The sequence below is a fragment of the Streptomyces sp. NPDC019890 genome (genome assembly GCF_044903445.1).
In the GTDB taxonomy this organism is placed as follows: domain Bacteria; phylum Actinomycetota; class Actinomycetes; order Streptomycetales; family Streptomycetaceae; genus Streptomyces.
In genome coordinates, this window is the sequence record NZ_JBJDQK010000003.1 from 146,833 (window position 1) to 170,223 (window position 23,391).

Annotated in this window: 21 protein-coding genes; 5 read left to right on the forward strand and 16 right to left on the reverse strand. The window is 70.2% G+C overall.

Annotated elements, in window-relative coordinates:
• Positions 1-454: 454 nt before the first annotated feature.
• The 8 genes from ACI2LP_RS09085 to ureA all read right to left on the reverse strand — a co-directional run bounded on the left by ACI2LP_RS09085 (position 455) and on the right by ureA (position 10,076).
• The gene (locus tag ACI2LP_RS09085; protein WP_404723869.1) at positions 455-1,789 is read right to left on the reverse strand and encodes a hypothetical protein; all 1,335 of its coding nucleotides are present in this window, start codon (positions 1,787-1,789) and stop codon (positions 455-457) included.
• Positions 1,790-2,056: 267 nt separating this feature from the next.
• Positions 2,057-3,655, reverse strand: coding sequence for a citramalate synthase (gene cimA, locus ACI2LP_RS09090; protein WP_404723870.1), 1,599 nt, complete (start codon positions 3,653-3,655; stop codon positions 2,057-2,059).
• A 531-nt stretch (positions 3,656-4,186) separates the two neighbouring features.
• Positions 4,187-5,509, reverse strand: coding sequence for an MFS transporter (locus tag ACI2LP_RS09095; RefSeq protein ID WP_404723871.1), 1,323 nt, complete (start codon positions 5,507-5,509; stop codon positions 4,187-4,189).
• 80 nt (positions 5,510-5,589) lie between these two features.
• The gene (locus tag ACI2LP_RS09100; RefSeq protein WP_404723872.1) at positions 5,590-6,192 is read right to left on the reverse strand and encodes a TetR/AcrR family transcriptional regulator; all 603 of its coding nucleotides are present in this window, start codon (positions 6,190-6,192) and stop codon (positions 5,590-5,592) included.
• A 102-nt stretch (positions 6,193-6,294) separates the two neighbouring features.
• The gene (locus ACI2LP_RS09105) at positions 6,295-7,314 is read right to left on the reverse strand and encodes an agmatine/peptidylarginine deiminase (RefSeq protein ID WP_404723873.1); all 1,020 of its coding nucleotides are present in this window, start codon (positions 7,312-7,314) and stop codon (positions 6,295-6,297) included.
• Positions 7,315-7,324: 10 nt separating this feature from the next.
• Entirely contained in the window at positions 7,325-9,016 is a 1,692-nt protein-coding gene (locus ACI2LP_RS09110; RefSeq protein ID WP_404723874.1) for an urease subunit alpha, read from the reverse strand.
• A complete protein-coding gene (locus ACI2LP_RS09115) occupies positions 9,013-9,396 on the reverse strand; it encodes a hypothetical protein (protein ID WP_404723875.1) in 384 nt (127 codons plus the stop codon). Before ACI2LP_RS09115 ends, ACI2LP_RS09110 begins: the two co-directional genes overlap by 4 nt.
• Positions 9,393-10,076: an urease subunit gamma gene (gene ureA, locus ACI2LP_RS09120; RefSeq protein ID WP_404723876.1), complete on the reverse strand. Its 684-nt coding sequence runs from the start codon at positions 10,074-10,076 to the stop codon at positions 9,393-9,395. The genes ACI2LP_RS09115 and ureA overlap by 4 nt, the downstream gene beginning before the upstream one ends.
• 126 nt (positions 10,077-10,202) lie before the next feature.
• Here ureA and ACI2LP_RS09125 point away from each other — a divergent pair, with 126 nt between their 5' ends.
• The gene (locus ACI2LP_RS09125; protein WP_404723877.1) at positions 10,203-11,624 is read left to right on the forward strand and encodes a cytosine permease; all 1,422 of its coding nucleotides are present in this window, start codon (positions 10,203-10,205) and stop codon (positions 11,622-11,624) included.
• A gap of 66 nt (positions 11,625-11,690) precedes the next feature.
• On the opposite strand, the gene ACI2LP_RS09130 is transcribed toward ACI2LP_RS09125, so the two are convergent.
• The 4 genes from ACI2LP_RS09130 to ACI2LP_RS09145 form a co-directional block, all read right to left on the reverse strand.
• Positions 11,691-12,779: a branched-chain amino acid aminotransferase gene (locus ACI2LP_RS09130; RefSeq protein WP_404723878.1), complete on the reverse strand. Its 1,089-nt coding sequence runs from the start codon at positions 12,777-12,779 to the stop codon at positions 11,691-11,693.
• 231 nt (positions 12,780-13,010) lie between these two features.
• Positions 13,011-14,054 (reverse strand): 3-isopropylmalate dehydrogenase, encoded by a 1,044-nt coding sequence (locus ACI2LP_RS09135; RefSeq protein ID WP_404723879.1) that lies wholly within the window; start codon positions 14,052-14,054, stop codon positions 13,011-13,013.
• A gap of 164 nt (positions 14,055-14,218) precedes the next feature.
• Positions 14,219-14,347: a hypothetical protein gene (locus ACI2LP_RS09140; protein WP_326652808.1), complete on the reverse strand. Its 129-nt coding sequence runs from the start codon at positions 14,345-14,347 to the stop codon at positions 14,219-14,221.
• Between the two features lie 315 nt (positions 14,348-14,662).
• On the reverse strand, positions 14,663-15,760 hold the full coding sequence (locus ACI2LP_RS09145; protein ID WP_404723880.1) for a calcium-binding protein: 1,098 nt from the start codon (positions 15,758-15,760) through the stop codon (positions 14,663-14,665).
• 266 nt (positions 15,761-16,026) lie between these two features.
• On the opposite strand from ACI2LP_RS09145, the gene ACI2LP_RS09150 reads away from it, so the two are divergent.
• Positions 16,027-18,069 (forward strand): phosphocholine-specific phospholipase C, encoded by a 2,043-nt coding sequence (locus tag ACI2LP_RS09150; protein WP_404723881.1) that lies wholly within the window; start codon positions 16,027-16,029, stop codon positions 18,067-18,069.
• A gap of 123 nt (positions 18,070-18,192) precedes the next feature.
• On the opposite strand, the gene ACI2LP_RS09155 is transcribed toward ACI2LP_RS09150, so the two are convergent.
• From ACI2LP_RS09155 to ACI2LP_RS09170, 4 genes are read right to left on the reverse strand one after another with little or no spacing between them, the layout of a single operon-like run.
• On the reverse strand, positions 18,193-18,735 hold the full coding sequence (locus tag ACI2LP_RS09155) for a GNAT family N-acetyltransferase (protein ID WP_404723882.1): 543 nt from the start codon (positions 18,733-18,735) through the stop codon (positions 18,193-18,195).
• 50 nt (positions 18,736-18,785) lie between these two features.
• Complete coding sequence (locus tag ACI2LP_RS09160) at positions 18,786-19,079, reverse strand: hypothetical protein (protein WP_404723883.1); 294 nt, start codon at positions 19,077-19,079, stop codon at positions 18,786-18,788.
• Positions 19,076-19,711: an RNA polymerase sigma factor gene (locus ACI2LP_RS09165; protein ID WP_404723884.1), complete on the reverse strand. Its 636-nt coding sequence runs from the start codon at positions 19,709-19,711 to the stop codon at positions 19,076-19,078. Before ACI2LP_RS09165 ends, ACI2LP_RS09160 begins: the two co-directional genes overlap by 4 nt.
• Positions 19,708-20,493 carry a hypothetical protein gene (locus ACI2LP_RS09170; protein ID WP_404723885.1) on the reverse strand — a complete coding sequence of 262 codons (786 nt, stop codon included), beginning with the start codon at positions 20,491-20,493 and terminating at the stop codon, positions 19,708-19,710. The genes ACI2LP_RS09165 and ACI2LP_RS09170 overlap by 4 nt, the downstream gene beginning before the upstream one ends.
• Positions 20,494-20,664: 171 nt before the next feature.
• Between ACI2LP_RS09170 and ACI2LP_RS09175 the strand changes: the two genes are divergently transcribed.
• The 3 genes from ACI2LP_RS09175 (at position 20,665) to ACI2LP_RS09185 (ending at position 23,253) form a co-directional block, all read left to right on the forward strand.
• Positions 20,665-20,883, forward strand: coding sequence for a DUF3311 domain-containing protein (locus tag ACI2LP_RS09175; protein ID WP_404723886.1), 219 nt, complete (start codon positions 20,665-20,667; stop codon positions 20,881-20,883).
• Positions 20,884-20,947: 64 nt separating this feature from the next.
• On the forward strand, positions 20,948-23,068 hold the full coding sequence (locus ACI2LP_RS09180) for a carbon starvation CstA family protein (protein WP_404723887.1): 2,121 nt from the start codon (positions 20,948-20,950) through the stop codon (positions 23,066-23,068).
• The gene (locus ACI2LP_RS09185; protein WP_404723888.1) at positions 23,065-23,253 is read left to right on the forward strand and encodes a CstA-like transporter-associated (seleno)protein; all 189 of its coding nucleotides are present in this window, start codon (positions 23,065-23,067) and stop codon (positions 23,251-23,253) included. The genes ACI2LP_RS09180 and ACI2LP_RS09185 overlap by 4 nt, the downstream gene beginning before the upstream one ends.
• Positions 23,254-23,391: the final 138 nt, after the last annotated feature.

Below are 23,391 nucleotides of genomic sequence, written 5' to 3' on the forward strand. Positions count from 1 at the left end.
ATGGATAGTCGCCACACCGGCCCGCGCCGTTCTGGAACGAAGAGCGCTACGCCGGCGCGGACGACCATCTCATCGTCGAGCTGGATCGGCAGCTCCTCCGTAAACGGCACAGCCGGCCCGCCGCCACGCATCCCGCCCCTCGGGCGGCCCAGCGGTCCGGCCAAGCTGAGCAGTGCCATCAATGGCCGGTGGGCCCGGCCCGGTTGCCCTGGGCGGTCTGCTCGGTGACCGGCTGGTCGAACCTTCTGCCTCTGGGCCGCAGCCTGGCACAGTGCATTGGACTGGCAGGTCCGCAGGAGAACAGGATGCACCGTGAGGACAACGACGCCCGAACATCCCGACGACAGCGATGGTGCCACCGATCTGAAGGCTCTGGCCGAACAACTCTCAGGCAGCGAGCCGGACCCGGACCCGGACGATGAGTACGAATGATCGCCGTGGGCTCGCGCTCGAACTAGAATCCGCCGCCCCCGTCGAAACCGCCACCGCCGCCGTCGAAGCCTCCGCCGCCGCCCCAGTCGCCGCCGCTGAAGTCGGACGAGTTGAAGTCCGCGCCGGAGTAGTCGCCGCCGCTGAAGTCACCGCCGCCGTAGTCCGCCGCGTACGCCGGGGTCGAGAGCATGGTGCCCAGCAGCGTGCCCACCAGCAGGCCCGGGAGCAGGCCGCCGCCGAAGTAGCCGCCCGCCCAGGGGCCGTACGCCGGTCCCGCCTCCCAGTACGGGCGGCGGCCGGATTCCGTCTCGACCGTGCGGGCCATCGGGTCCTGGCCGTCCTCGATACGGGCCGCGTCCGCGGCGCAGACCGGGACCTCGCGGGTGGAGCCGGCCGACGGGGACCAGGGGACGTCGGCGACCGAAGGACCGTGGCGCGGGTCGAAGAAGCAGGGCGCCCGGCGGTCCGGCACCGGCTGGCCCGTGCGGCGCGCATCCAGGACCGCCAGCGAGAACCGGCCGTCCTCCAGGGCCTGGGTGACCCCACGTACGTCACTGGGGTGTTGGGCCGATCCCATCAGGGACTTCGCCCTGTCGTACGAGTCGAGTGCGCGTTCGTAGTCGGCGCGCATGGCATCGTCCGCGCCCTTCTCCGAGGGGTGGAAGTCGAGCCGGTCGAGCTCCTCGCCGAAGGCCGTGATGTCCTCGTCGACGACGACCCGGAGCTTGTCGAGTGCGGCCCGTTCTTCCGCGGCCTTCTTCTGGCGCTTGCGGTTGATGACGATGTAGGCGCCCGCGCCGCCGGCGGCCAGGACCACGCCGAGCGTGATCAGGGATCCGGCGTTCGCACCGTTGTCGGAGCCCGTGCCCCAGGAGGAGGGGGCGCTGCCGCGCAGCTGGGGCAGTGCCTGGTCGACGAAGTTGTTCAGCTGGGTCGCGGCGTCGGCGCCGGGGGGCGTCTTGACCGCGGTGACCAGATTCTGTACGGCCTGGTGCGACATGACGCTGCGGTCCGCGCCCGCGTTGAAGCCGTTGCCGAGGCGGATGGCGTACAGGCCGGTGATGCCGGTCTCGGTACGGAGGTTCCGCAGGACCGTGTCCGCGGGGAACTGGGACCCCGTGGGCAGCACGGCCACGAAGAGGGGCTTGTCCGCGTCCTTGATCTTCTTCGCGAGGGCGTCGGCGTCGGCCTTGGAGAGCTGGCCGGCCGCGCCGGGGTCCACATAGACGGGACTCTGCTTCAGCGCCTGGGCCGCGTCCGGCACCCCCGCGGCGCTCGCTCCGGGAGCCAGGAGCACCAGTAGGAACAGTGTCAGCGCCGCGAGGGCCGACAGCAGGGAAAACGGCCTCGTCCTCATATCTCTGACGCTACCTGAAGCCGGGCAAAAGCGGAGATTGCACCGATCACGGTCCGAGCCGGTCACGTTGCCGAGCGGCTCACGGTGCCGAGCGGCGGACGATCAGCTCGGTCGGCAGGACACGATTCCTCGTCGGCACAGAGCATCACGTCAACTCAGGCGCCCGGCGCGCGACGTACTCCCTGCCCGGCAAAACATCCGCGACATGCACCGGAGCCGCCAGCCAGAAGTGGCGGCTCCAGTCCTGACCTGCCTGACCTTCGCGGGCTACTCGGCCGGTTCGACGCCGGCGCGCAGCAGACCGTAGGTGTACGCATCCTCCAGGGCCTGCCAGGAGGCGGCGATGACGTTCTCGGCGACGCCGACCGTGGCCCATTCGCCGCTTCCGTCGCCCGTCGTGATCAGTACGCGGGTGGTGGACTCGGTGCCGTGGCGGCCTTCGAGGATGCGGACCTTGTAGTCGATCAGCTCCAGCTTGGCGAGCTGCGGATAGATCTTCTCCAGGCCGACGCGCAGCGCGCGGTCGAGTGCGTTGACCGGGCCGTTGCCCTCGGCGGTGGCGACGATGCGCTCGCCCTTGGCCCACAGCTTCACGGTGGCCTCGTTGGCGTGGGTGCCGTCGGGGCGGTCCTCGACGATGGCCCGCCAGGACTCGATCCGGAAGTAACGGCGGGCTCGGCCCTCCGCCTCCTCGCGCAGCAGCAGCTCGAAGGAAGCGTCCGCGGCCTCGTAGGTGTAGCCCTTGAGCTCGCGCTCCTTCACCCGCTCGACAACCCGGCCGACGAGCTCACGGTCGCCGCCGAGGTCGATGCCGAGCTCTTTGCCCTTGAGCTCGATGGAGGCACGGCCGGCCATGTCGGAGACGAGCATCCGCATGGTGTTGCCGACCAGCTCGGGGTCGATGTGCTGGTACAGGTCCGGGTCGACCTTGATGGCCGAGGCGTGCAGTCCGGCCTTGTGGGCGAAGGCCGAGACACCGACGTAGGGCTGGTGGGTGGAGGGCGTGAGGTTGACGACCTCGGCGATGGCGTGCGAGACCCGGGTCATGTCGGCCAGGGCGCCTTCGGGGAGGACCTTCTTGGCGTACTTGAGCTCCAGGGCGGCGACGACCGGGAAGAGGTTGGCGTTGCCTACCCGCTCGCCGTAGCCGTTGGCGGTGCACTGGACATGGGTCGCGCCCGCGTCCACCGCGGCCAGGGTGTTGGCGACGGCGCAGCCGGTGTCGTCCTGGGCGTGGATGCCGAGGCGTGCGCCGGTGTCGGCGCTGACGGTGGAGACGACGGCCTGGATCTGGGCCGGGAGCATGCCGCCGTTGGTGTCGCAGAGCACGACGACGTCGGCGCCCGCGTCGGAGGCGGTGCGGACGACGGACTTGGCGTACTCCGGGTTGGCGCGGTAGCCGTCGAAGAAGTGCTCACAGTCCACGAACACGCGGCGGCCCTGTTCGCGCAGGTAGGAGACGGTGTCGCGGACCATCTCCAGGTTCTCTTCGAGGGTGGTCCGCAGGGCCAGCTCCACATGCCGGTCGTGCGACTTGGCGACCAGCGTGATCACCGGCGCGCCGGACTCCAGGAGCGCCCTGACCTGCGGGTCCTCGGCGGCCTTTGCGCCTGGGCGGCGGGTGGCGCCGAAGGCGACGAGCTGGGCGTGCTTGAAGGTGATCTCCTGCTGGGCGCGCGAGAAGAACTCCGTGTCGCGCGGGTTGGCGCCGGGCCAGCCGCCCTCGATGAACCCCACGCCGAAGTCGTCCAGGTGCCGGGCGATGGTCAGCTTGTCCGCGACGGTGAGGTTGATGCCCTCGCGCTGCGCGCCGTCGCGCAGCGTGGTGTCGAAGACATGAAAGCTGTCGTCGGTATCCGTGGTCATGGCTGAATTGACTCCTGTCGGATTCGTGGCTCCTGAAGTACTGGCTCCACTTGCCCCCATCTTCGCGCGGCTCGTTCCCGGCCAGGGTGAGGCCGCAAAACGAAAAAACCTCTCGCGGGTGCGAGAGGTCTGCGCGCGGGTCTGGGGCACGGTGTCCGCCGTCGTATGTGGTGGTACGGGGCGGTCACTGAGGACCGGCGCGCTTGCTGCCCATAATCATGGCGAACGTAAGCACGGTGGCAGTTTGCCACAATGGCCTGGCGGCCGGGACAGGGGTCTCACAATGCGGGCGCCTGCGCGGTGCGGTGCCGGGCGGCCAGGTGCGGTGCGGCGGCTGCGGTGTGTACTCGGGGCTCCGCCCCGAACCCCGTACGTGCTTCGCGCGTGTCCTCAATCGCCGGACGGGCTGAGAATTCAGCCCCGCCGGCGATTGAGGCGCGGGGTCCGGGGCGGAGCCCCGGTTACGGGATGGGGGTACCTCCCACGACCGCCAGGCCGTAGGAGGAGGGCGGGGTGGGGGAAAAGCACCCGTCAGGGGACCCGGGACGCCGCCGGGGACGGGGTCACCCCTGGCGCCGTCTCCGCCACCCGGTTCAGGTCGATGTCCCGCGTCTCCCGCATCGACAGGTACACCACCAACGACACCGCCGCGCACCCCGCCACGTACCAGTAGAACCCCGACTCCACCCCTGCGTCCTTGAACCACAGCGCCACATACTCCGCCGTCCCCCCGAACAGCGCGTTGGCGATGGCGTACGGCAGTGCCACGCCCAGCGCCCGCACCCCCGTCGGAAACAGTTCCGCCTTCACACACGCGTTGATCGACGTGTAGCCGGTGATCACAACGAGTGCCAGCAGTGAGAGACCCAGCGCCGGCCAGAAGGAGCCCGCGTGCTTGAGCATCGTCATGATCGGCACGGTCAGGAAGGTCGAGCCGATCGCGAAGGTGATCAGCAGCGGGCGGCGGCCGATCCGGTCGGAGAGCGTGCCCACGAGCGGCTGCAGGCAGGCGAAGACGATCAGCGCGCAGAAGGACACCAGGGTCGCGGTCTGCTTCGGCAGGCCCGCGGAGTTGGACAGGTACTTCGTCAGGTAGGTCGTGTACGTGTAGTACGCGACGGTCCCGCCCATGGTCAGCGCAATGACCAGGAACGCCTCTCGCTTGTGCGCCCACAGCGCCTTGATCGTGCCCTTCTCCCCCGCGGGGGTGTCATCGCCGGACTCCTCGTAGACCTCCGTCTCGAGCATGTTGCGGCGCAGATAGAAGACGACCGCAGCGCCGAACGCGCCGATGATGAACGGGATGCGCCAGCCCCAGCTGTGCAGCGCGTCCGCGGACATCGTGCGCTGCAGGATGATCTGGAGGCCGAGGCCGACGATCTGGCCCGCGGTCATCGAGACGTATTGGAAGCTGGAGGCGAAGCCCCGGCGCTCGGGCGCGGAGGCCTCGGTGAGGTAGGTCGCGCTGGCCGCGTACTCGCCGCCGACGGACAGACCCTGGAGCAGCCGGGCGATCAGCAGGACGGCGGCTCCGCCGTAGCCGGCGACCCCGTACGTCGGCGCGATCGCGATGAGGACGGCCGAGGCGGACATCAGGCTGACGGTGAGGGTCAGCGCGGCCTTGCGGCCCTTGCGGTCACCGACCCGGCCGAGCAGCCAGCCGCCGACCGGGCGCATGAAGAAGCCGACGGCGAAGATGCCCGCGGTGTTCATGAGCTTGGCGGTGTCGTCCCCCTCGGGGAAGAACGCGCCTGCGAAGTACGTGGCGAAACTGGCGTACACGAACCAGTCGAACCACTCCACCATGTTGCCGGCCGAGCCGACCCAGATCTTCTTCCAGTGCTCTCGTCCCATGATCCGAGACCGTGTCGGAATGATCTTGGACGGGCAAGAGCGTGGGAGACAACGATCGTGAGTACTTGCGTGCGTTGCGTTCAGGGAAGCAGGGCTTCCGCAATGAATTCCCGCACGTGGGCGAGGACTTGGGGCCGTCCGGTACCGGGCAGGCCGACCGCGACGTGCACGCTGAACCCGTCGAGCAGGGCGCGCAGCCGGGCGGCGAAGCGGTCCGCGTCGACGGGGCGGAACTCCACGCGGGAGATGCCCTCCGCGATCAGGGCCACGAGGTCCCGGTGCCAGGATCCCTCGATGGCGGCCTGGCGGGCGCGGGCATCGTCGTCGGCGTTCTGCGAGCGGTTCCAGACCTCGAGCCAGAGAGTCCAGTGGGGGTCGCGGGGCCCGTCGGGGATGTACAGATCGACGTAGGCGTCGAGCCGTTCGCGGGCCGGCGCCTGCCGGGAGAGCAGCGCACTGCGCTCCGCCCCGAGGCGTCCCTCGCTCCACTCCAGGGTCTGGAGCAGGAGCTCGTCCTTGGTGCGGAAGTAATAGAGGAGATGCCCACTGCTCATCCCCACCTCGCGCCCGAGCCCCGCCATGGTGAGCCCGTCGAGGCCGCGCTCGGCGATGGTGGCCATGGCGGCGGCGAGGACGGACTCACGGGGCGGCGCGATATTGCGACGGCGCTGGGCGGGGGTCATACAGCGATCTCCTCGGCGACGACCGCCTGATCGAGGGACACTTCGTGCATCTGTCTGTTCTACCTGATCGGCCCCGGCACTGCGCCGCCCGTGCGCAGAGCCTCAGACCTTCGGCTGCTGCTGCGTGATGCAGTGAATGCCGCCGCCGCCCGCGAAGATCGTCCTCGCGTCGACCAGCGTCACCGTCCGGCCCGGGTACAGGCGGCGGAAGATGCCGGCCGCGATCTCGTCGCGCGGGTCGTCGAAGGCGCACAGGACCACACCGCCGTTGCAGACGTAGTGGTTGATGTACGAGTAGTCGACCCAGCCGCCGTCCTCCTCCCGCACCACCGTCGGCGCCTCGATCTCGACGACCTCGATGCGGCGGCCCTTCGCGTCCTTCTGGGCCTTGAGGAACTCCACGTTCTCCTTGCAGAGCTCGTGGTCCGGGTGGGCCGGGTCGGGCTGGGTGTGGGCGACTATGACGCCCGGGCCCGCGAAGGCGGCCACGATGTCGACATGGCCCAGGGTGCCGTAGCCGTGCGGCGGGTAGTCCGCGGTCAGGCCGCGCTTCAGCCAGATCGCCTTGGTGGTGCCGAGCCGGGCGTGGATCTCGGCCTCGACCTCCTCCTTCGACCAGCCCGGGTTGCGCTCCGGGCCGAGCTGCACCGTCTCGGTGAGCAGCACCGTGCCCTCGCCGTCGACATGGATGCCGCCGCCCTCGTTCACCAGCGGTGAGGAGTGGACCTTCACTCCGGCCAGGTCGGACACATGGCGGGCGATCTTCGAGTCGTGCTCCCAGCGGGCCCACTCCTGCGCGCCCCAGCCGTTGAACACCCAGTCCACCGCCGCCAGTTGCTCTCCGTTCGTGACGAACGTCGGGCCGATGTCGCGCATCCAGGCGTCGTCCAGCTCGTGCTCGACGACGTCGATGTCGGGGCCGAGCAGGGCACGGGCGTCCTCCGCCTGCCCCGGGCCGACGACCATGGTGACCGGCTCGAAGCGGCGTACGGCCTGGGCGACCGACGCCCATGCCCGCCGGGACTCGGCGAGGTCGTCGCCGGTGAAGGTGACGTTGGGGCCCGGCCAGGCCATCCAGGTGCGCTCGTGCGGGGCCCACTCGGGCGGCATACGGAAGGTCATCGGAGATCCCTTACAGGAAGTAGAGGCGGTTGAGGGAGATCGAGTCGGCGGGCTCCGAGCGCAGCGGATCGCCGTCGAGGGTGACCAGGCCCGTAGGGCCGTCGACACCGACGTCGCCGATCCGGGAGTTGAGGCGCAGATCGGCCGGTCCGATGCCACGGGTGCCGCGCACGGCGACCCTTCTGCGGCGCGTCGGCATCAGGTCGGAGCCGAGTTCGGTGGCCGCCCTGGCCACGAAGGCGACCGAGATGTCCGCCGGCGTGGCTCCGTACGCACCGAACTGCGGCCCGAGGACGAGCGGTTCACAGGTGTCGGTCGCGGCGTTCGGGTCGCCCACGACACCGTAGGCGGGGAAGCCCGACTTGAGGACGAGCTGCGGCTTCGCCCCGAAGTACTGCGGCTGCCACAGCACGATGTCCGCGAGCCTGCCCACTTCGATCGAGCCGATCTCGTGCGCGAGACCGTGCGCGATCGCCGGGTTGATGGTCAGCTTCGCCATGTAGCGCAGCACGCGCGCATTGTCGTCGTGCGCGCCGTCACCCTCCATCGGGCCCAGCTCGGCCTTCATCTTCCCGGCCATGGCGAAGGTGCGGCGTACGGTCTCGCCCGCGCGCCCCATGCCCTGCGCGTCGGAGGAGGTGATGCCGATCGCGCCGAGGTCGTGCAGTACGTCCTCGGCGCCCATCGTCCCGGCCCTGATCCGGTCGCGCGCCATCGCGGCGTCGCCGGGCAGGTCGGTCTTGAGGTCGTGTACCGAGACGATCATTCCGTAGTGCTCGGCGACCGCGTCCCGGCCGAAGGGCAGGGTCGGGTTGGTGGAGGAGCCGATGACATTCGGCACTCCCGCCATCTTCAGCACGTTGGGTACGTGTCCGCCGCCGCAGCCCTCGATGTGGAAGGCGTGGATGGTCCTGCCGTCCAGGACCCTGAGGGTGTCCTCGACCGACAGACATTCGTTGAGGCCGTCACTGTGCAGGGCGACCTGCACGTCGTGCTCCTCGGCGACCCGCAGCGCGGTGTCGAGGGCGCGGGTGTGCGCGCCCATGTCCTCATGCACCTTGAAGCCTGAGGCGCCGCCCTCGGCGAGCGCCTCGACCAGCGGCGCGTCGTCGGAGGACGAACCGCGGGCGAGGAAGCCGATGTTGACGGGCCAGGCGTCGAAGGCGTTGAAGGCGTGCTTGAGGGCCCATGGCGAGTTGACGCCAACGCCCCAGACAGGACCGAACTCCTGACCGATGATTGTGGTGACGCCGGACGCGAGGGAGGCTTCCATGATCCGCGGCGACAGCAGATGTACGTGGGTGTCGACGGCACCGGCGGTGGCGATGAGGCCCTCACCGGAGACGATGGACGTGCCGGTGCCGACGACGACGTCCACGCCGTCGAGGGTGTCCGGGTTCCCCGCTCGTCCGATGCCGGCGATCCGGCCCTCGCGAATACCGATGGACACCTTGCGAATGCCCTGAACGGCGTCGATGACGAGGACGTTGCTGATGACGACGTCGCAAGTCTCGCGGACGGCTGCGGCCTTGAGGTGGAGTCCGTCGCGGGCGGTCTTGCCGAAGCCGGCGAGGAATTCGTCGCCGGGCTTCTGGGAGTCGGACTCGACGCGGACGACAAGCCCGGAGTCGCCGAGGACGACACGGTCGCCCGCACGGGGGCCGTGCACGGATGCGTACTCGTACGGATCGATGCCGGTCATCGGCGGACCTCCAGTCGGTAGTGCGAGTCGGGCGCGGGTCGCCCCGCTGGGGCGGCGGTGCGGTCGTCGGTGGCGGCCACCACTCCGGGAGCGGTGCTCACCGGCCCGAGGGCGGAGCCGCCTGCGGGCACGGCGGCCGTCACGCCGGGAGCCGTGCTCACCGGCCCGAGGGCGGAGCCGCCTGCGGGCGCGGCAGCCGTCCGACCGCGAGCGCCGGCCATCGGGGTCACGTCACGGGCGGCGGTCATCGGAGTCACGTCAGGGGCCGCGGTCACCGGGGTCACGCCCGGAGCGCCGGCCATCGGGCCACGCGGGGCAGCGGTCACCGGGCGGGACGCCGCGGCCTCCGCGCCGACCGGGCCGAGAGGGGCGGCGCTCACCGGGCCGCTCCCAGGTAGCCGCAGGCCGTCGCGCGCCGCAGGGCCTCCTCCTTTGCGCCCGGCGCGTCCAGCGGGCCGTCGACCAGGCCCGCGAAGCCGATCGCGATCCGGTCGCCGCCGATGGGCAGCAGGCCGACCTCCGCCTCGCCACCGGGGTCGAAGCGGACCGAGGAGCCCGCCGGGACGCACAGACGCATGCCGTAGGCCGCGGACCTGTCGAAGTCGAGGCGCGGGTTTGCCTCGAAGAAGTGGAAGTGCGAGGTGACGCTGACCGGCACGGTCGCGGTGTTGCGTACGGTCAGCCGCACCGCGGGCTCCGGCTCGGGGTGCGCGGGCCCGGGCACCACCGCGCCGGGTGCCCCATCCCCCAGGCCGCCGCCCCCGATCGGGTCGGAGACGACCGCGAGCCGTGACCCGTCGTCGAAGACGGCCTCCACATGCACCTCGCTGACCACGTCCGCCACGCCGGGCAGGACGTCGTCGGGGCCGAGCACACTGCGCGCCGCCTCGATCGCCTCGGCGAGCCGGCGCCCGTCGCGGGCCGCCTCGCAGACGGTGTCGGCGATGAGCGCGGTCGCCTCCGGCACATTGAGCCGCAGACCGCGGGCCCGGCGCGCCCGCGCCAGTTCGGCGGCGCCGAAGAGCAGCAGCCGGTCGCGCTCGGTCGGGGTCAGTCGCACGTCACCACACCTCCTATTTCGAACGACACTCTAACTGCGAGTTTCTTTTCACGGAAGCATTGACGGGTGAGCATTGCTTGAGCCACATTGAGCGGCACTCAAACAGTCGAGCGTCAGGGACGACCAATGCCGATAGAACAGCGCGGGGTGGACACCATCCCGGAGTCGGAGCGCACCAGCACTCCCCGGGACCTCATCTCGATCCTGCTGGGCTCGAACCTGTGCCTCGGCGTGATCGTCTTCGGCTGGCTGCCGGTCTCCTTCGGACTCGGTCTGTGGGCATCGGTCACCTCGATCGTCGCGGGCACGATCGTCGGAGTCGCGGTCACCGCGCCGCTCGCCCTGGTGTCTCTTCGCACCGCCACCAATCTGTCCACGTCCAGCGGCGCGGCGTTCGGCGTACGCGGCCGGCTCGTCGGCTCCGTCGTCGGCCTGCTGCTCTCCCTCGGGTACACCGCGCTGACCCTGTGGATCGGCGGGGACGTGATGATCGGCACCCTGGCGCGGATCGCCGGGCTGCCGACGGGCGGCGTCGCGCACACCCTGGTGTACGCACTGCTCGCCGCGTGCACCGTCGTCGGCGCCGTGTACGGCTACCGGCTGCTGCTCCGCCTCAGCAAGGTCCTCGCCATCGGCATGACCGCGCTGCTGCTGCTCGGACTGATCGCCTACGCCCCGGACCTCACCACGGCCGCGCCGCCGGCCACCCCGTACCTGCTGGGCTCCCTCTGGCCGACCTGGCTGCTGTCCGCGGTGGCCGCGGGCCTCAGCGGCCCGGTCGCCTTCATCACCCTGCTCGGCGACTACACGCGCTACATCTCGCCGCTGCGGCACACCCCGCGCCGGGTGCTGCGGGCCACCTGTCTGGGTCTGGTCGCGGGTCTGCTGATCCCGCAGCTCTTCGGCACGTACACGGCGCTCGCGGCCCGTGCGGCGCTCGACTACGCGGGCCCGCTGGTCGCCACGGCCCCCGTCTGGTACCTGGTCCCGCTGCTCCTGGCGGCCACCGCGGGCTCGGTCGGCAACGCCGGCCTGATGCTCTACTCCATGGGCCTCGACCTGGACGCGATCCTGCCGCGCGCGACGCGGACGCGGGCGACGCTGGTCGTGGCGGCCGTGGCGACGTTCTTCGTCTTCCTCGGCCACTTCGCCTGGGACGCGCAGTCCGCGATGACGTCGTTCGTACTGCTGCTCACGGCGATCGGCACGCCCTGGGCGGTGATCACGATGATCGGCCACGCCCGCTGCGGCGGCACGTACGACGCGGAGGCCCTGCAGGTGTACAACCGCCGTGCGCAGGGCGGCATCTACTGGTTCCGCTCGGGCTGGAACCCGCGCGCGGCACTCTCCTGGGCGCTGGGAGCGGCAGTCGGCCTGACCGCCGTCTCGACCCCGCTGTACGAGGGCCCGCTGCTGGGCCTTACGGGCGGGGTGGACTGCAGTTTCGTACTGTCGGGCCTGGTGGGCGGCGCGAGTCGGCTGCTGCTGGGGCCGGGGCCCGCCCGGGTGCCGGAGCGCGAGCCCGAGGCCGAAGTGGCCGTTTCCTGACCGCTCCGCCAACAGCCGGGCCCGCCCCCTGGTGTGCAGGGGGCGGGCCCGTTTCCTGTCGGCGGCTCAGCCCAGCTGGTGGGTCCAGCCGTGGACGTCCTCCGCCTTGCCCGTCTGGATGTCCAGCAGCGCCTTGCGCAGCTTCATCGTGACCTCGCCCGGCTCACCACCGGACTGCTTCCAGTCGCCGCCCGCGGACTTGACCAGGCCGACCGGGGTGATCACCGCGGCCGTACCGCAGGCGAAGACCTCCTTGAGCGTGCCGTTCTCGGTGTCGCCCCGCCACTGGTCGATGGAGATCCGGGCCTCTTGGGCCTCGTGGCCGAGGTCCTTGGCGAGCTTGAGGAGCGAGTCACGGGTGATGCCGGCGAGCAGCGAGCCGGTGAGCTCGGGCGTGACGATCTTGTCCTCGTACACGAAGTACAGGTTCATCCCGCCCAGTTCCTCGACCCACTTGTGCTCCACCGCGTCGAGGTAGGCGACCTGGTCGCAGCCCTTCGCGGCGGCCTCGGCCTGAGCGAGCAGGGACGCGGCGTAGTTGCCGCCGGTCTTGGCGTCGCCCATGCCGCCGGGGACGGCGCGCACCCGGTCCTCGGACAGCCAGATCGAGACCGGCTTGACGCCACCGGGGAAGTAGGCGCCCGCTGGCGAGGCGATGACGATGAAGAGGTACTCGTTGGAAGGCCGCACGCCCAGGCCGACCTCGGTCGCGATCATGAACGGGCGCAGGTAGAGCGACTCCTCGCCGCCGTGCGGGGGCACCCAGGCCCTGTCCTGCTGGACCAGCGCGTCACACGCCGCGATGAACGTCTCGACCGGCAGCTCCGGCATGGCGAGCCGGCGGGCGGACCGCTGGAAGCGCTCGGCGTTGGCCTCGGGGCGGAAGGAGGTGATCGAGCCGTCGGGGCGACGGTAGGCCTTCAGGCCCTCGAAGATCTCCTGCGCGTAGTGCAGGGTCATATTGGCCGGGTCGATCGACAACGGCGCGTACGGGACGAGCTGAGCGTCGTGCCAGCCACGCCCCTCCGTCCACTTGATCGTCACCATGTGATCGGTGAAGTGGCGGCCGAATCCGGGGTTGGCCAGGATCGCCTCGCGCTCCGCGTCGGACAGCGGGTGTGAGGAGGGCTTGAGCTCGATCGTGGGCGTCGTCATGAGTGCAATGTCCTTCACCGGTTGTTTGTGACGGACCGCGCTCACGCCGCTACTGGTGCTAGGACGTCCGAGCTTTACCGCATGCCGCGGCCCACGTCCGATTATCGCTCGCGTGGCACCGTGCTAGAAACGGGGTGAATGCGGTCCAGGGATGATGGTGGCACCCGGAGGCCGCACAAGAGAAGCCGCCGGGTGCGGTTGCGACCCGGCGGCTCTGTCACATCCGACGGGTCAGCTCGCTACTCGTACCGCGAGCGCGTCGCCGATCTCGTCCGTCGTACGGACCGTGGAACCGTCGCGTTCCGCGAGGTCGGCGGAGACGGCCTCCTCGATGCGCGCGGCCTCGGCCTCGTAGCCGAGGTGCCGCAACAGGAGGGCGACGGAGAGGATCGTGGCCGTCGGGTCCGCCTTGCCGGTGCCCGCAATGTCGGGCGCCGAGCCGTGGACGGGCTCGAACATCGACGGAAACGCGCCCGTCGGGTTGATGTTTCCGGACGCGGCCAGGCCGATGCCGCCGGTCACGGCAGCGGCGAGGTCGGTGAGGATGTCACCGAAGAGGTTGTCGGTGACGATGACGTCGAAGCGCTCGGGCTGGGTGACGAAGAAGATCGTCGCCGCGTCGACGTGCAGATAGTCGGTGGTGACCTCGGGGTACTCCTGGCCGACCCGGTCGAAGATGTTCTTCCACATGTGACCGGCGTAGACGAGGACGTTGTTCTTGTGGACCAGCGTCAGCTTCTTGCGCGGGCGGGCGTTGGCGCGCTCGTACGCGTCGCGGACAACCCGTTCGACGCCGTACGCGGTGTTGACGCTGACCTCGGTGGCGATCTCGTGCTCCGTACCTGTACGGAGCGAGCCGCCATTGCCGGTGTACGGGCCCTCGGTGCCCTCGCGGACGACGACGAAGTCGATGTCGGGGCGGCCGGCCAGCGGGGTCGCGGTGTTGGCGAAGAGCTTCGACGGACGCAGGTTGACGTAGTGGTCGAAGGCGAAGCGGAGCTTGAGCAGCAGCCCGCGCTCGAGCACACCGGACGGCACGGACGGGTCACCGATGGCGCCGAGCAGGATGGCGTCGTGGTTCTTGAGTGAGCCGAGCTCCGCGTCGGGAAGGGTCTCTCCGGTGCGGTGCCAGCGCTGGGCGCCGAGGTCGTACTCCTTGGTCTCCAGCTTCACGTCCTGAGGGAGGACGGCGGAGAGGACCTTGAGGCCCTGGGCCACGACCTCCTGGCCGATGCCGTCACCGGGGATCACTGCGAGATTGATGCTGCGAGACATGTCGGCACTCTACGCCGCGTCCCACCCCATGACACGCACTGTCCAGCATCTGGACGGGGCGCTCCCCTGAACCGGGGCAGGCCCCGGCCCCCTGGACGCCCTTCGGGCGTGGGCAGCGCATCGACTACTTCGAGGTCAAGCGGTCCTGAAGGTCCTGAAATGTTCTAGTGGCCGGTCGAGCCGCCGTTGTCCCTGCGGTCGAGGGCTCGCTGCAGTGCGGCGGCGGCGTTCTTGCGGTCGGACTCACTCGTACGGGAGGAGTGGCGGACGCGGCGGGCGGTCTCAGCGGGCATGGTGATCGACTCCTTGAGATCACAGAGATTTCGAAGGCGCCGGAGGGGCGGGGAGCGGTGCCGCAGGGGTTGCCTGCGAAGGTGCACTGGCTCACGGCCGCCATTCGCTGGATCGAGCGAGACGTTCGGCTTATACAAAGCTAGGTCAGGTACGCGCTCCTGTCTCCACAGTTACTCGGACTTCCTACTATCTGAGACAGCGATCACCCCAACGTCACCGGGAGAAGCCTCTGAGCTCGCGGATCAGGGCCCGGACGGCTACGGTGCGGGCCGGCTCAGGGGTGGACAACGTCGGAGGCGACCGTGCTCGGGCGGTCAGACCTCGCAGTTGATCTCCAGGTCGGTGCCCGCTTCGCCGTCACAGTCGTCCGTATCGACATTGCCGTCGAGGAAGTCCCCCATGGGGCCGCCGCTGAGGACGTCGTCGCCGGCCCCGCCGTCGATCGCGTCCCTCCCGCCCGCGGCCCCGACGGTCTGGGAGTTCTGGTCGACGTTGTCACCGAACAGGACGTCGTTCCCGCCGCGCCCGGAGATCAGGTCGTTCCCGGCGGTCGCTCCGGTGGCATCCCCCAGGGCACTGTCGCCGACGATGAGGAACTCGCCCCCGCTGCCACCCACGATCCGGTCGTTGCCGGAGCCGATCGCCGTGCCCCCGGAGGCGCTGTGGTCGCCGACCGCGATCGTTCCGCCGTCCGGGCCGAGGTCGATGACATCGTCACCGCCGCTCCCGCTCGCGTTGCCGATGATGGCGGTGCTGTCGCCCGTCGCATCGCCGAGTTCCCCACGGCCTTCCAGCAGTACGTCGTCGCCGGCTCCCGAGGCTTCGTAGAAGCCGAGCGCGTCTCCGTAGAGACCGTCGTTTCCGTCGCCGCCCTCGAGACGGTCCCTCGCACCACCGGAGGCGTAGTCGCCTCTGCTGTCGCCGACCAGGCCGTCGTCTCCGGGCCCGCCGTACAGCGCGTCGGCGGCCGCCCCGTCGGCCGTGCCCTGTACGGCGTAGTTGTCGCCCACCAGACTGTCGTTGCCGGCGCCGCCGATGAGATGGTCCTCTCCCGCGGCTCCGGTCGCGTCCGAGGTGCGGCTGTAACCGTCGCCGATCACCTCGTCGTCGCCGTCGCCGCCGTCGATCGCGTCCTCGCCCGGGCCGCCGATCAGACGGTCGTTGCCGCCGAGACCGCAGATCAGGTCGATGCCGCCCAGGCCGTCGATGACGTCGTCGCCCGGAGTGCCGATGATCACGTCAGGCCCCGGCGTCCCGGTCGTGGTCGTGGCCGGGGCGCCGAAGCAGAGCGGCGTCCGCGCGTCGGCTTCGCCCGCTCCCAGGCCGACGAGGGCGGACGCCGCAAGGACGTTGGCGCAACAGATCAGGAGGACCCGGTGGCCAGGTCTCGGTCGGAGGTGCTTGGGCTGCATGGCTGCTCCATGGTCTGGTCGTGAGCACTGGCGCGTCATCACTTCCAGCCCCGGGCCCCCGAACAGCGCCGCTGCTCGTGTTTTCATCCGTTCAGTCACGGCTTTCGGATCAGCCACGGCCACCCGGCAGTCTCCGCTTCCGCATCCTTCGCAGTTCAACAGCAATTCACGGATCTCTCCCGGTACGGCTGTGGACCATTGCGACCGCCGACTGCACTCTTGCGCTCGATGTGCCGCAGGGGCACACAAAGAGCAGGGGCGGACGCATGACACCGATCAGTCGTAGGGGTTTCGTGGCTCTCGGCGCGGGCGTGGTGGCAGCGGCCGCCATACCGCCGGCCGCCGGGTCCGCCGAGGCGGCCACGAGCGCGGCCACCGCCGAGGCGGCGACCGGGACCATCGGCGATGTGAAGCACGTGGTCGTCCTGATGCAGGAGAACCGCAGCTTCGACCACTACTTCGGCAGGCTCAAGGGTGTACGCGGCTTTGCCGACCGGGGCGGCATCACCCTCGCCGGCGGTCACAGCGTCTTCAACCAGCCCAACGGCCTGGGCCGCCAGTACCCGTGGAAGCTGAGCGCCACGCCCGACGCCGGGGGCGTGGACGGCGAGACGCTCGCCCAGTGCAACGGCGATCTGCCGCACAGCTGGACCTCTCAGCACACCGCCTGGAACAAGGGCCGCCTCGACAGCTGGGTGTGGGGCGTCGGCAACGTACGCACGATGGGCTATCTGGAGCGCGCGGACATTCCGTTCCACTACGCGCTGGCCGACAACTACACCATCTGCGACGCCTACTTCTGCTCCACGCTGAGCGCCACCGGGCCCAACCGCACGTACCTCTGGAGCGGCAAGGTCGACGCCTCCAGCTCGGACGGCGGCGACGAGTCGGGGCTCACCTGGGAGACGTACGCGGAAGCGCTGCAACGCGCCGGAGTGACCTGGAAGGTCTACCAGAACGCCCAGGACAACTACGGCGACAACGGGCTCGCCTACTTCAAGCAGTTCGAGACGGCCACGCCCGGCAGCGCCCTGTACGACCGCGGCATGGCTTCCGTCCCGAAGGTCACCGGGTCCACCCCCGACGACATCGCCGCCGCGATCAAGGCCGACGCGCTGGCCGGGATGCTGCCTCAGGTCTCCTGGGTGGTGGCGAACGAGGCCTTCTCCGAGCACCCGTACGCACCGCCCGGCGACGGAGCGCACTTCGTCGACCTCGTCTACCGGGCACTCGCCGCCAGCCCCGAGGTCTTCGACTCGACCGTTCTCTTCCTCAACTACGACGAGAACGACGGCTTTTTCGACCATGTCCCGCCGCCGGCGCCGCCCGCGGGCACGCCGGGCGAGTTCCTGAACGGCGTCCCGTACGGACTGGGCTTCCGTGTCCCCATGCTGGTGATGTCCCCGTGGACCCGCGGCGGCTGGGTCAGCTCCGAGGTCTTCGACCACACCTCGGTGCTGCGCTTCCTGGAGACCTGGACCTCCGCCATCGGCAAGCCGGCGAGCTGCCCGAACATCAGCGCCTGGCGCCGCAAGGTGACCGGCGATCTCACCGGAGTCTTCGACTTCGCCAACCCCGTGTACGGAGTGCCGTCGCTGCCCGGCACGGCGAAGGTCATCGGCCAGAGCACGTGCGGACCGCTGCCCAACCCGGTCCCGACGAACAACGCCCTGCCGGGGCAGGAGGCAGGCACCCGCCCCGCGCGCGCCCTGCCCTATCAGCCGAACGGCAATCTCGACCGGCTGGAGTTCGGTAAGGCCGGCAAGATCCTGGCCTGGTTCTCCATGGCCAACCAGGGCTCGCCGGCCAGGAGTGCCGCGCACTTCTCCATCCACCCCAACGCGTACCGCAGCACCGAGCCGTGGCAGTACACCGTCGACGCGGGCGGCACGGCGTCCGACTACTTCAACATCGGCACGGGGTTCGGCGCCGGCAAGTACGACATCAGTATGGCCGGACCGAACCGCTTCCTGCGGCGCTTCACGGGTGACGCGACGAAGGCGGGCAAGTCCATCGAGGTGGCGGCGCGCTACGCCGTCGAGAGCGGCAGTGGCAAGCAGGCGATCTGGTTCAAGCTGACCAACACCTCCGCGTCGGCGGTGAGGTTCACCATCAAGGCGGACAACTACCGCACGGACGGCCCCTGGACGTACACCGTCCCGGCGGGCGGATCCACCGAGGACTACTTCAACGCGGTGGCGTACCAGAACGGCTGGTACGACTTCACCGTCACGGCGGACGTGGACCCGACCTGGTCACGGCGGTACACCGGGCACATCGAGACCGGCTCCCCCAGCGTCAGCGGCTGAGGCCCGCGCCGGAGGTCAGGTCCTGGAGGCCCACGACGCGGAGCAGCTCCAGCCGCTCGTGGGCGTGGACGGCGCGGGACGCGGGAGCGCTCTGAGCCGCAGCCGGACGCCCGGACCACCGGACTAGAGGACGTCGCCGTCACGCCAGTCGAAGAGCAGCGCGGCGGGCGGCTTGGGGAGCGGGCGGGCGGCGGCGGACCGCAGATAGGTGGAGTCCTCCTCGTCCGGAAGATGCACGACCCCGTTCGGTCCGAGGCCCTCGATCCGGCCCCGCCACAGCTGCCAGCCGCGAGCCCGGTACAACTCGGCCCCGTCGTCGGACGCGGAGAGCGCGCCGAACTCGTACGCCCCGTCGATCACTTGCTCCAACGAGTCCAGCACCCGGCTGCCCAGTCCGCGCCGTCGCCGGTCGGCGCGTACGGCCACGGCCTCGACGTATCCGATCCGCAGCGAGCGGCCCCGGTGGATCACCCGGCGCTGGATCACGCTGCCGTGCGCGACGGGCTCCCCGTCCTCGTACACCAGCGCATGGACGCCGCCGAGCCCGTGGTCGAAGTCCTCGTCGCTGAAGTCGCCGTCGAACGCGTCCGTCAGCAGTGTGCGGATCTGCAGGAGTTCGGCGGGGCTGAGCTCGAAGGTGTGGGCGGTGCGGGCCGACTCGGTCATGTTCGGCATCCTCCCAGGCCCGTCGCTGCTCGTCCCTCCGTATCACGCACTCATGGCTGCCCGGCGTATCCGCCGGCGGAGGCGACCGGGCTGGGGGCGCCGCTGAAGATCGCCCCGGTGCCGGAGGGCGTCTGGTTGAGGACCCAGAGGCCGATCAGTACGGCGAGAGCGAAGACGACCGTGATGAGGACCGCGAGGACCAGACGGCGCCTGCGTTCCCGGCGGAGCCAGCCGCCGCGAGCGGTGCGATAGGCGTCGGGGGCGGGCTGCACCTGGCCGGCGAGGGCTTCGAGGGCTTCCCGAAGCTGCTTCTCGGCACCGGGGGTGCCTGGGGTGCTGCTCATCGCCGTGCCTCCATCGCCTGGGTGAGAGCGGCGAGACCGCGCGCGGTGTGGGTCTTGACCGATCCCGCCGAAATGCCCATCGCCGCGGCTATCTCGCTTTCCTTGAGACCGAGCCAGTGGCGCAACACAAGTGCTTCGCGCTGCCGGGCGGGCAGTTGCTGGAGGGCGCCCACCAGCACTCGCTGGTCGTCACGGAGCAGGGCCGAGTTCTCTGCCGAGGCGACCAGGTCGGTCGGCGGGGCCTCGGCGTGCCGGCGGGCGACCTGGAGATGGCGTATCCGCATCCGGGTCAGATTGCAGACGGTGGAGCGCAGATACGCCTCCGCGGACTCGGCATCGCGGAGCTTCCGCCATTTCCGGTAGATCTGGTAGTAGGCCTCGGCCACGATGTTCTCGGGGTCGTCGGCGCCCAGCAGCGCGGCGAGCCGGAGCATCGAGGCATAGTGCTGGTCGAAGAGGCGGGCGACGGCCGCCTCCCGCTCCCGTTCGACCGGATCGGCCGAAGCGGGCGCAGGAGCCGAAACCGACGCGGGAGCCGAAACCGACACAGGAGCGGGCACCGGGGCTGCGGCCGGACCGGCCGGCTGTCCCGCGGGCGGCGGGACAGCAGTGGGTCTGATGGTGCGTCTCATGCGCTGCTCGCTCCCGTGCCGGGCCGGTTCCTGACTGTCGGGCCAGGGGGCAGTGTGGTGGAGTCCGTACCTCGGGGTGTGCCGATCCGGTCCAGTACCGCGGTACCGGCCAGCGCGACCGCCAGGTTGAGGATCAGGGCGGCCAGCCCCGCGTAGATCTCCGGGGAATGACCGGGCAGGCCGAGCGGTACGACGGGCGAGAAGCCCCCTCGTACGACCATGACCGTGCCGAAGACCATCCCGGCGGCCCATCCGGCGAGCAGCGCCCGATGGTGCAACCGGCGGGTGAACAGCCCGATGGCCACCGCGGGGAGGCCGCCGGCGGTGAGCACGGCGCGGATGCCCAGGAGTTGCAGGGCGAGGTAGGGCATGGTGGCGAGGATGCCGGTGAGCGCGACCACCAGGGCCAGCGGCGCCGAACCGTAGCGTCCGCGCACGAAGTCGGCGGCGGTCACATAGCCGTGGTCCCGCGCCACGCTCCACATCCGGGGCAGCAGTACGAAGGCGAGCGGGCAGACGATCACGGTGTAGGGGAGGGCGAAGAAGGCCGGTGCCCCGTTGCCGTACACCAGGCCGGGTACGGCGGCGAAGGTGTACGCGGTGAAGATGGTGCCGCCCAGCCGCAACCAGGTCCAGACGGTGCCGAGGCTCCGGTCGGCCAGCGCCCAGCCTCCCAGGGAGGGCAGGTCGTCGTTGGCGTGCAGACGGCGGGCGGTGACGGCGAGCAGGGACGCACCGCCGATGACGGCGAGGAACGCCGCGGCCATGGGGCCTTCAGTCATCGGTCACCGTCCCTGGTGTCCTGGAAGTGCGCGAGCCCTGTCGCATACGAGTTGCGCAGAGGACCGGCTGCGATGACAGGAAATCCAGGGAAATCTCATCGAAATTTGCTGTCAACCCAATCGCGGACGCGGGCAACTCTTGCACAGACCGACAGGAACGAGGAGGGCACTGTGGTACGGATCGCGCTCCCCCACCACGTCCGGTGCCGGGTCGCGGCCGTTGCCTGCCTCGTCGCTCCCGTCGCGCTCTGGGTGCCGTGGTACGCGCAGGACCGGCCGCAGCCGGCCGGGGCGCCGTTCTTCCACCGGTACCAGCCGGCCTGGGTGCCGGGGTGCAGTCTCGCCCTGCTCGCGGCGTATCTGCTGATCCGGCATCCGCCCAAACCCTGAGCTCTCAGCCCTTCACCCTGCGCCTCTCACCCTTACTCCAGATCCGCCGAGCCGAGGATCCGCCATGCCCAGAACCACCCATGCACGTCCGAAATCCATTGTCTTGTGGACCTGTGTCGCCCTCCTCGGCGCCGCCGCCTGGGGCGTGGTGGCCCTGGCCCGGGGCGAGGAGATCTCCGCCGTTTGGCTGGTGGTCGCGGCCCTGGGTTCGTATGCCATCGCGTACCGCTTCTACTCACGCTTCATCGCCCGGCGCGTGCTGAAGCTCGACGACAGCCGGGCCACCCCCGCCGAACGGCTCGAGGACGGCGTCGACTTCCAGCCGACCGACCGCCGGGTCCTGCTGGGACATCACTTCGCGGCGATCGCCGGGGCCGGGCCACTGGTCGGGCCGGTGCTGGCGGCCCAGATGGGGTATCTGCCGGGGACCATCTGGATCGTCGTCGGGGTGATCTTCGCCGGGGCGGTGCAGGACATGGTGGTGCTGTTCCTGTCCATGCGCCGGGACGGCAAGAGCCTGGGTCAGATGGCCCGCGAGGAGATCGGCAAGGTGGGCGGGGCGGCCGCCCTGATCGCCGTCTTCGTCATCATGATCATCCTGCTGGGCGTACTGGCGCTGGTCGTGGTCAACGCCCTCGCCCACTCCCCGTGGGGCACCTTCTCGGTCGCCATGACCATCCCCATCGCCCTCCTCATGGGCTTCTACCTGCACATTCTGCGCCCGGGGCGGGTGACCGAGACCAGCCTGATCGGCGTCGCACTGCTGCTCCTCGCCATCGTCGGCGGCGGCTGGATCGAGAACTCCTCGCTCGCGGACGCCTTCACCTGGAGCCCCACGACCCTCGTCTTCTGCTTGGCCGGCTATGGATTCGTGGCCTCCGTCCTGCCGGTGTGGATGCTGCTGGCGCCGCGCGACTACCTCTCCACCTTCATGAAGATCGGCACCGTCACGCTGCTCGCGGCCGGAGTGCTGGTGGCCGCGCCGAAGCTGCGGGCCGATGCGGTGAGCGACTTCGCCGGCTCGGGCACCGGGCCGGTCTTCGCAGGCTCCCTCTTCCCGTTCCTGTTCATCACCATCGCCTGCGGCGCACTGTCCGGCTTCCACTCCCTGGTCGCCTCCGGGACCACCCCGAAGCTGATCCAGAAGGAGTCCCAGGTCCGGATGATCGGCTACGGCGCGATGCTCATGGAGTCCTTCGTCGCCGTCATGGCCCTGATCGCCGCCGCCGTCCTCGACCCGGGGCTGTACTACGCGATGAACGCGCCCGCGGGGCTGCTCGGCACCACAGTCGATTCCGCCTCGCAGGCGGTGGCCGGCCTCGGCTTCACGATCTCCCCCGACCAGCTGACCGCCGCCGCCGAGGCGGTGGAGGAACAGACGCTGATCGCCCGCTCCGGCGGGGCGCCCACACTGGCGGTCGGCATGTCGGAGATCTTCTCCGGGGTCTTCGGCGGCCATGCGATGAAGGCCTTCTGGTACCACTTCGCGATCATGTTCGAGGCGTTGTTCATCCTCACCACGGTCGACGCGGGCACCCGGGTGGGCCGCTTCATGCTCCAGGACATGCTCGGCAACGTCTGGAAGCCGATCGGCCGGGTCAACTGGAAGCCGGGCATCTGGATCACCAGCGCGCTGGTCGTGGCCGCCTGGGGCTACTTCCTCTACACCGGCGCCACCGACCCGCTCGGCGGGATCAACCAGCTCTTCCCGCTCTTCGGCATCGCCAACCAGCTGCTCGCCGCCGTCGCCCTCACCGTCTGCACCACCGTCCTCGTCAAGTCCGGACGGCTGCGATGGGCGTGGGTCACCGCCGTCCCGCTGGCCTGGGTGGTCGCGGTCACGTTCACCGCGGGCTGGCAGAAGGTTTTCTCCGACGACCCTCGTGTCGGCTTCTTCGCCCAGCGGGCCCGCTACGCGGACGGCATCGACGCCGGCACCGTCCTCCCGCCCGCCAAGACCATGGACGACATGCACACCGTGGTCACCAACTCCACCGTCGACGGCGTTCTCATCGTCGTCTTCCTCCTGCTGGTCGTGACCGTGATCGCCAACGCGGCCGTGGTGTGCTCCCGCGCTCTGCGCTCGCCGGCCCCGCTGCCGACGACGGAAGCGCCGTACGTCGCCTCGGGGATCGACGTGCTGGTGCCAGAACCCCGTAAGGCGCTGGCCGGAGCGCGCGAATGACGCTCCGTCACCTGCTGAACGGACTGCGCCTGTACGTACGGGAGTTCACCGGCGAGGCGGCGTACGACCGCTACTGCGAACGGCACCGCCGCCACCATCCGCACGCCCCTGTCCCGACCCGCCGGGAGTACGAGCACATGCGCACCCGGCACCGCGAGGTCAACCCGGGCAGCCGCTGCTGCTGACCGAACCGGGGTGCCGTGCCGCCGAAGCGGCACGGCACCCCGCCGGACGGCACCCCGCCGGACGGCCTGCGATCGCTGGCGCAACCGAACGGTTGCGCATTTCGGCCGGGACGTGCAACCATTGAGTAGCACGTTGCA

What these genes read in the sequence shown, in the direction of transcription:
- ACI2LP_RS09085 (WP_404723869.1), bottom strand. Translation starts at nt 1,789, where the DNA reads ATGAGGACGAGGCCGTTTTCCCTGCTGTCGGCCCTCGCGGCGCTGACA.
- cimA (WP_404723870.1), bottom strand. Translation starts at nt 3,655, where the DNA reads ATGACCACGGATACCGACGACAGCTTTCATGTCTTCGACACCACGCTG.
- ACI2LP_RS09095 (WP_404723871.1), bottom strand. Translation starts at nt 5,509, where the DNA reads ATGGGACGAGAGCACTGGAAGAAGATCTGGGTCGGCTCGGCCGGCAAC.
- ACI2LP_RS09100 (WP_404723872.1), bottom strand. Translation starts at nt 6,192, where the DNA reads ATGACCCCCGCCCAGCGCCGTCGCAATATCGCGCCGCCCCGTGAGTCC.
- ACI2LP_RS09105 (WP_404723873.1), bottom strand. Translation starts at nt 7,314, where the DNA reads ATGACCTTCCGTATGCCGCCCGAGTGGGCCCCGCACGAGCGCACCTGG.
- ACI2LP_RS09110 (WP_404723874.1), bottom strand. Translation starts at nt 9,016, where the DNA reads ATGACCGGCATCGATCCGTACGAGTACGCATCCGTGCACGGCCCCCGT.
- ACI2LP_RS09125 (WP_404723877.1), top strand. Translation starts at nt 10,203, where the DNA reads ATGCCGATAGAACAGCGCGGGGTGGACACCATCCCGGAGTCGGAGCGC.
- ACI2LP_RS09130 (WP_404723878.1), bottom strand. Translation starts at nt 12,779, where the DNA reads ATGACGACGCCCACGATCGAGCTCAAGCCCTCCTCACACCCGCTGTCC.
- ACI2LP_RS09135 (WP_404723879.1), bottom strand. Translation starts at nt 14,054, where the DNA reads ATGTCTCGCAGCATCAATCTCGCAGTGATCCCCGGTGACGGCATCGGC.
- ACI2LP_RS09140 (WP_326652808.1), bottom strand. Translation starts at nt 14,347, where the DNA reads ATGCCCGCTGAGACCGCCCGCCGCGTCCGCCACTCCTCCCGTACGAGT.
- ACI2LP_RS09145 (WP_404723880.1), bottom strand. Translation starts at nt 15,760, where the DNA reads ATGCAGCCCAAGCACCTCCGACCGAGACCTGGCCACCGGGTCCTCCTG.
- ACI2LP_RS09150 (WP_404723881.1), top strand. Translation starts at nt 16,027, where the DNA reads ATGACACCGATCAGTCGTAGGGGTTTCGTGGCTCTCGGCGCGGGCGTG.
- ACI2LP_RS09155 (WP_404723882.1), bottom strand. Translation starts at nt 18,735, where the DNA reads ATGACCGAGTCGGCCCGCACCGCCCACACCTTCGAGCTCAGCCCCGCC.
- ACI2LP_RS09160 (WP_404723883.1), bottom strand. Translation starts at nt 19,079, where the DNA reads ATGAGCAGCACCCCAGGCACCCCCGGTGCCGAGAAGCAGCTTCGGGAA.
- ACI2LP_RS09165 (WP_404723884.1), bottom strand. Translation starts at nt 19,711, where the DNA reads ATGAGACGCACCATCAGACCCACTGCTGTCCCGCCGCCCGCGGGACAG.
- ACI2LP_RS09170 (WP_404723885.1), bottom strand. Translation starts at nt 20,493, where the DNA reads ATGACTGAAGGCCCCATGGCCGCGGCGTTCCTCGCCGTCATCGGCGGT.
- ACI2LP_RS09180 (WP_404723887.1), top strand. Translation starts at nt 20,948, where the DNA reads ATGCCCAGAACCACCCATGCACGTCCGAAATCCATTGTCTTGTGGACC.
- ACI2LP_RS09185 (WP_404723888.1), top strand. Translation starts at nt 23,065, where the DNA reads ATGACGCTCCGTCACCTGCTGAACGGACTGCGCCTGTACGTACGGGAG.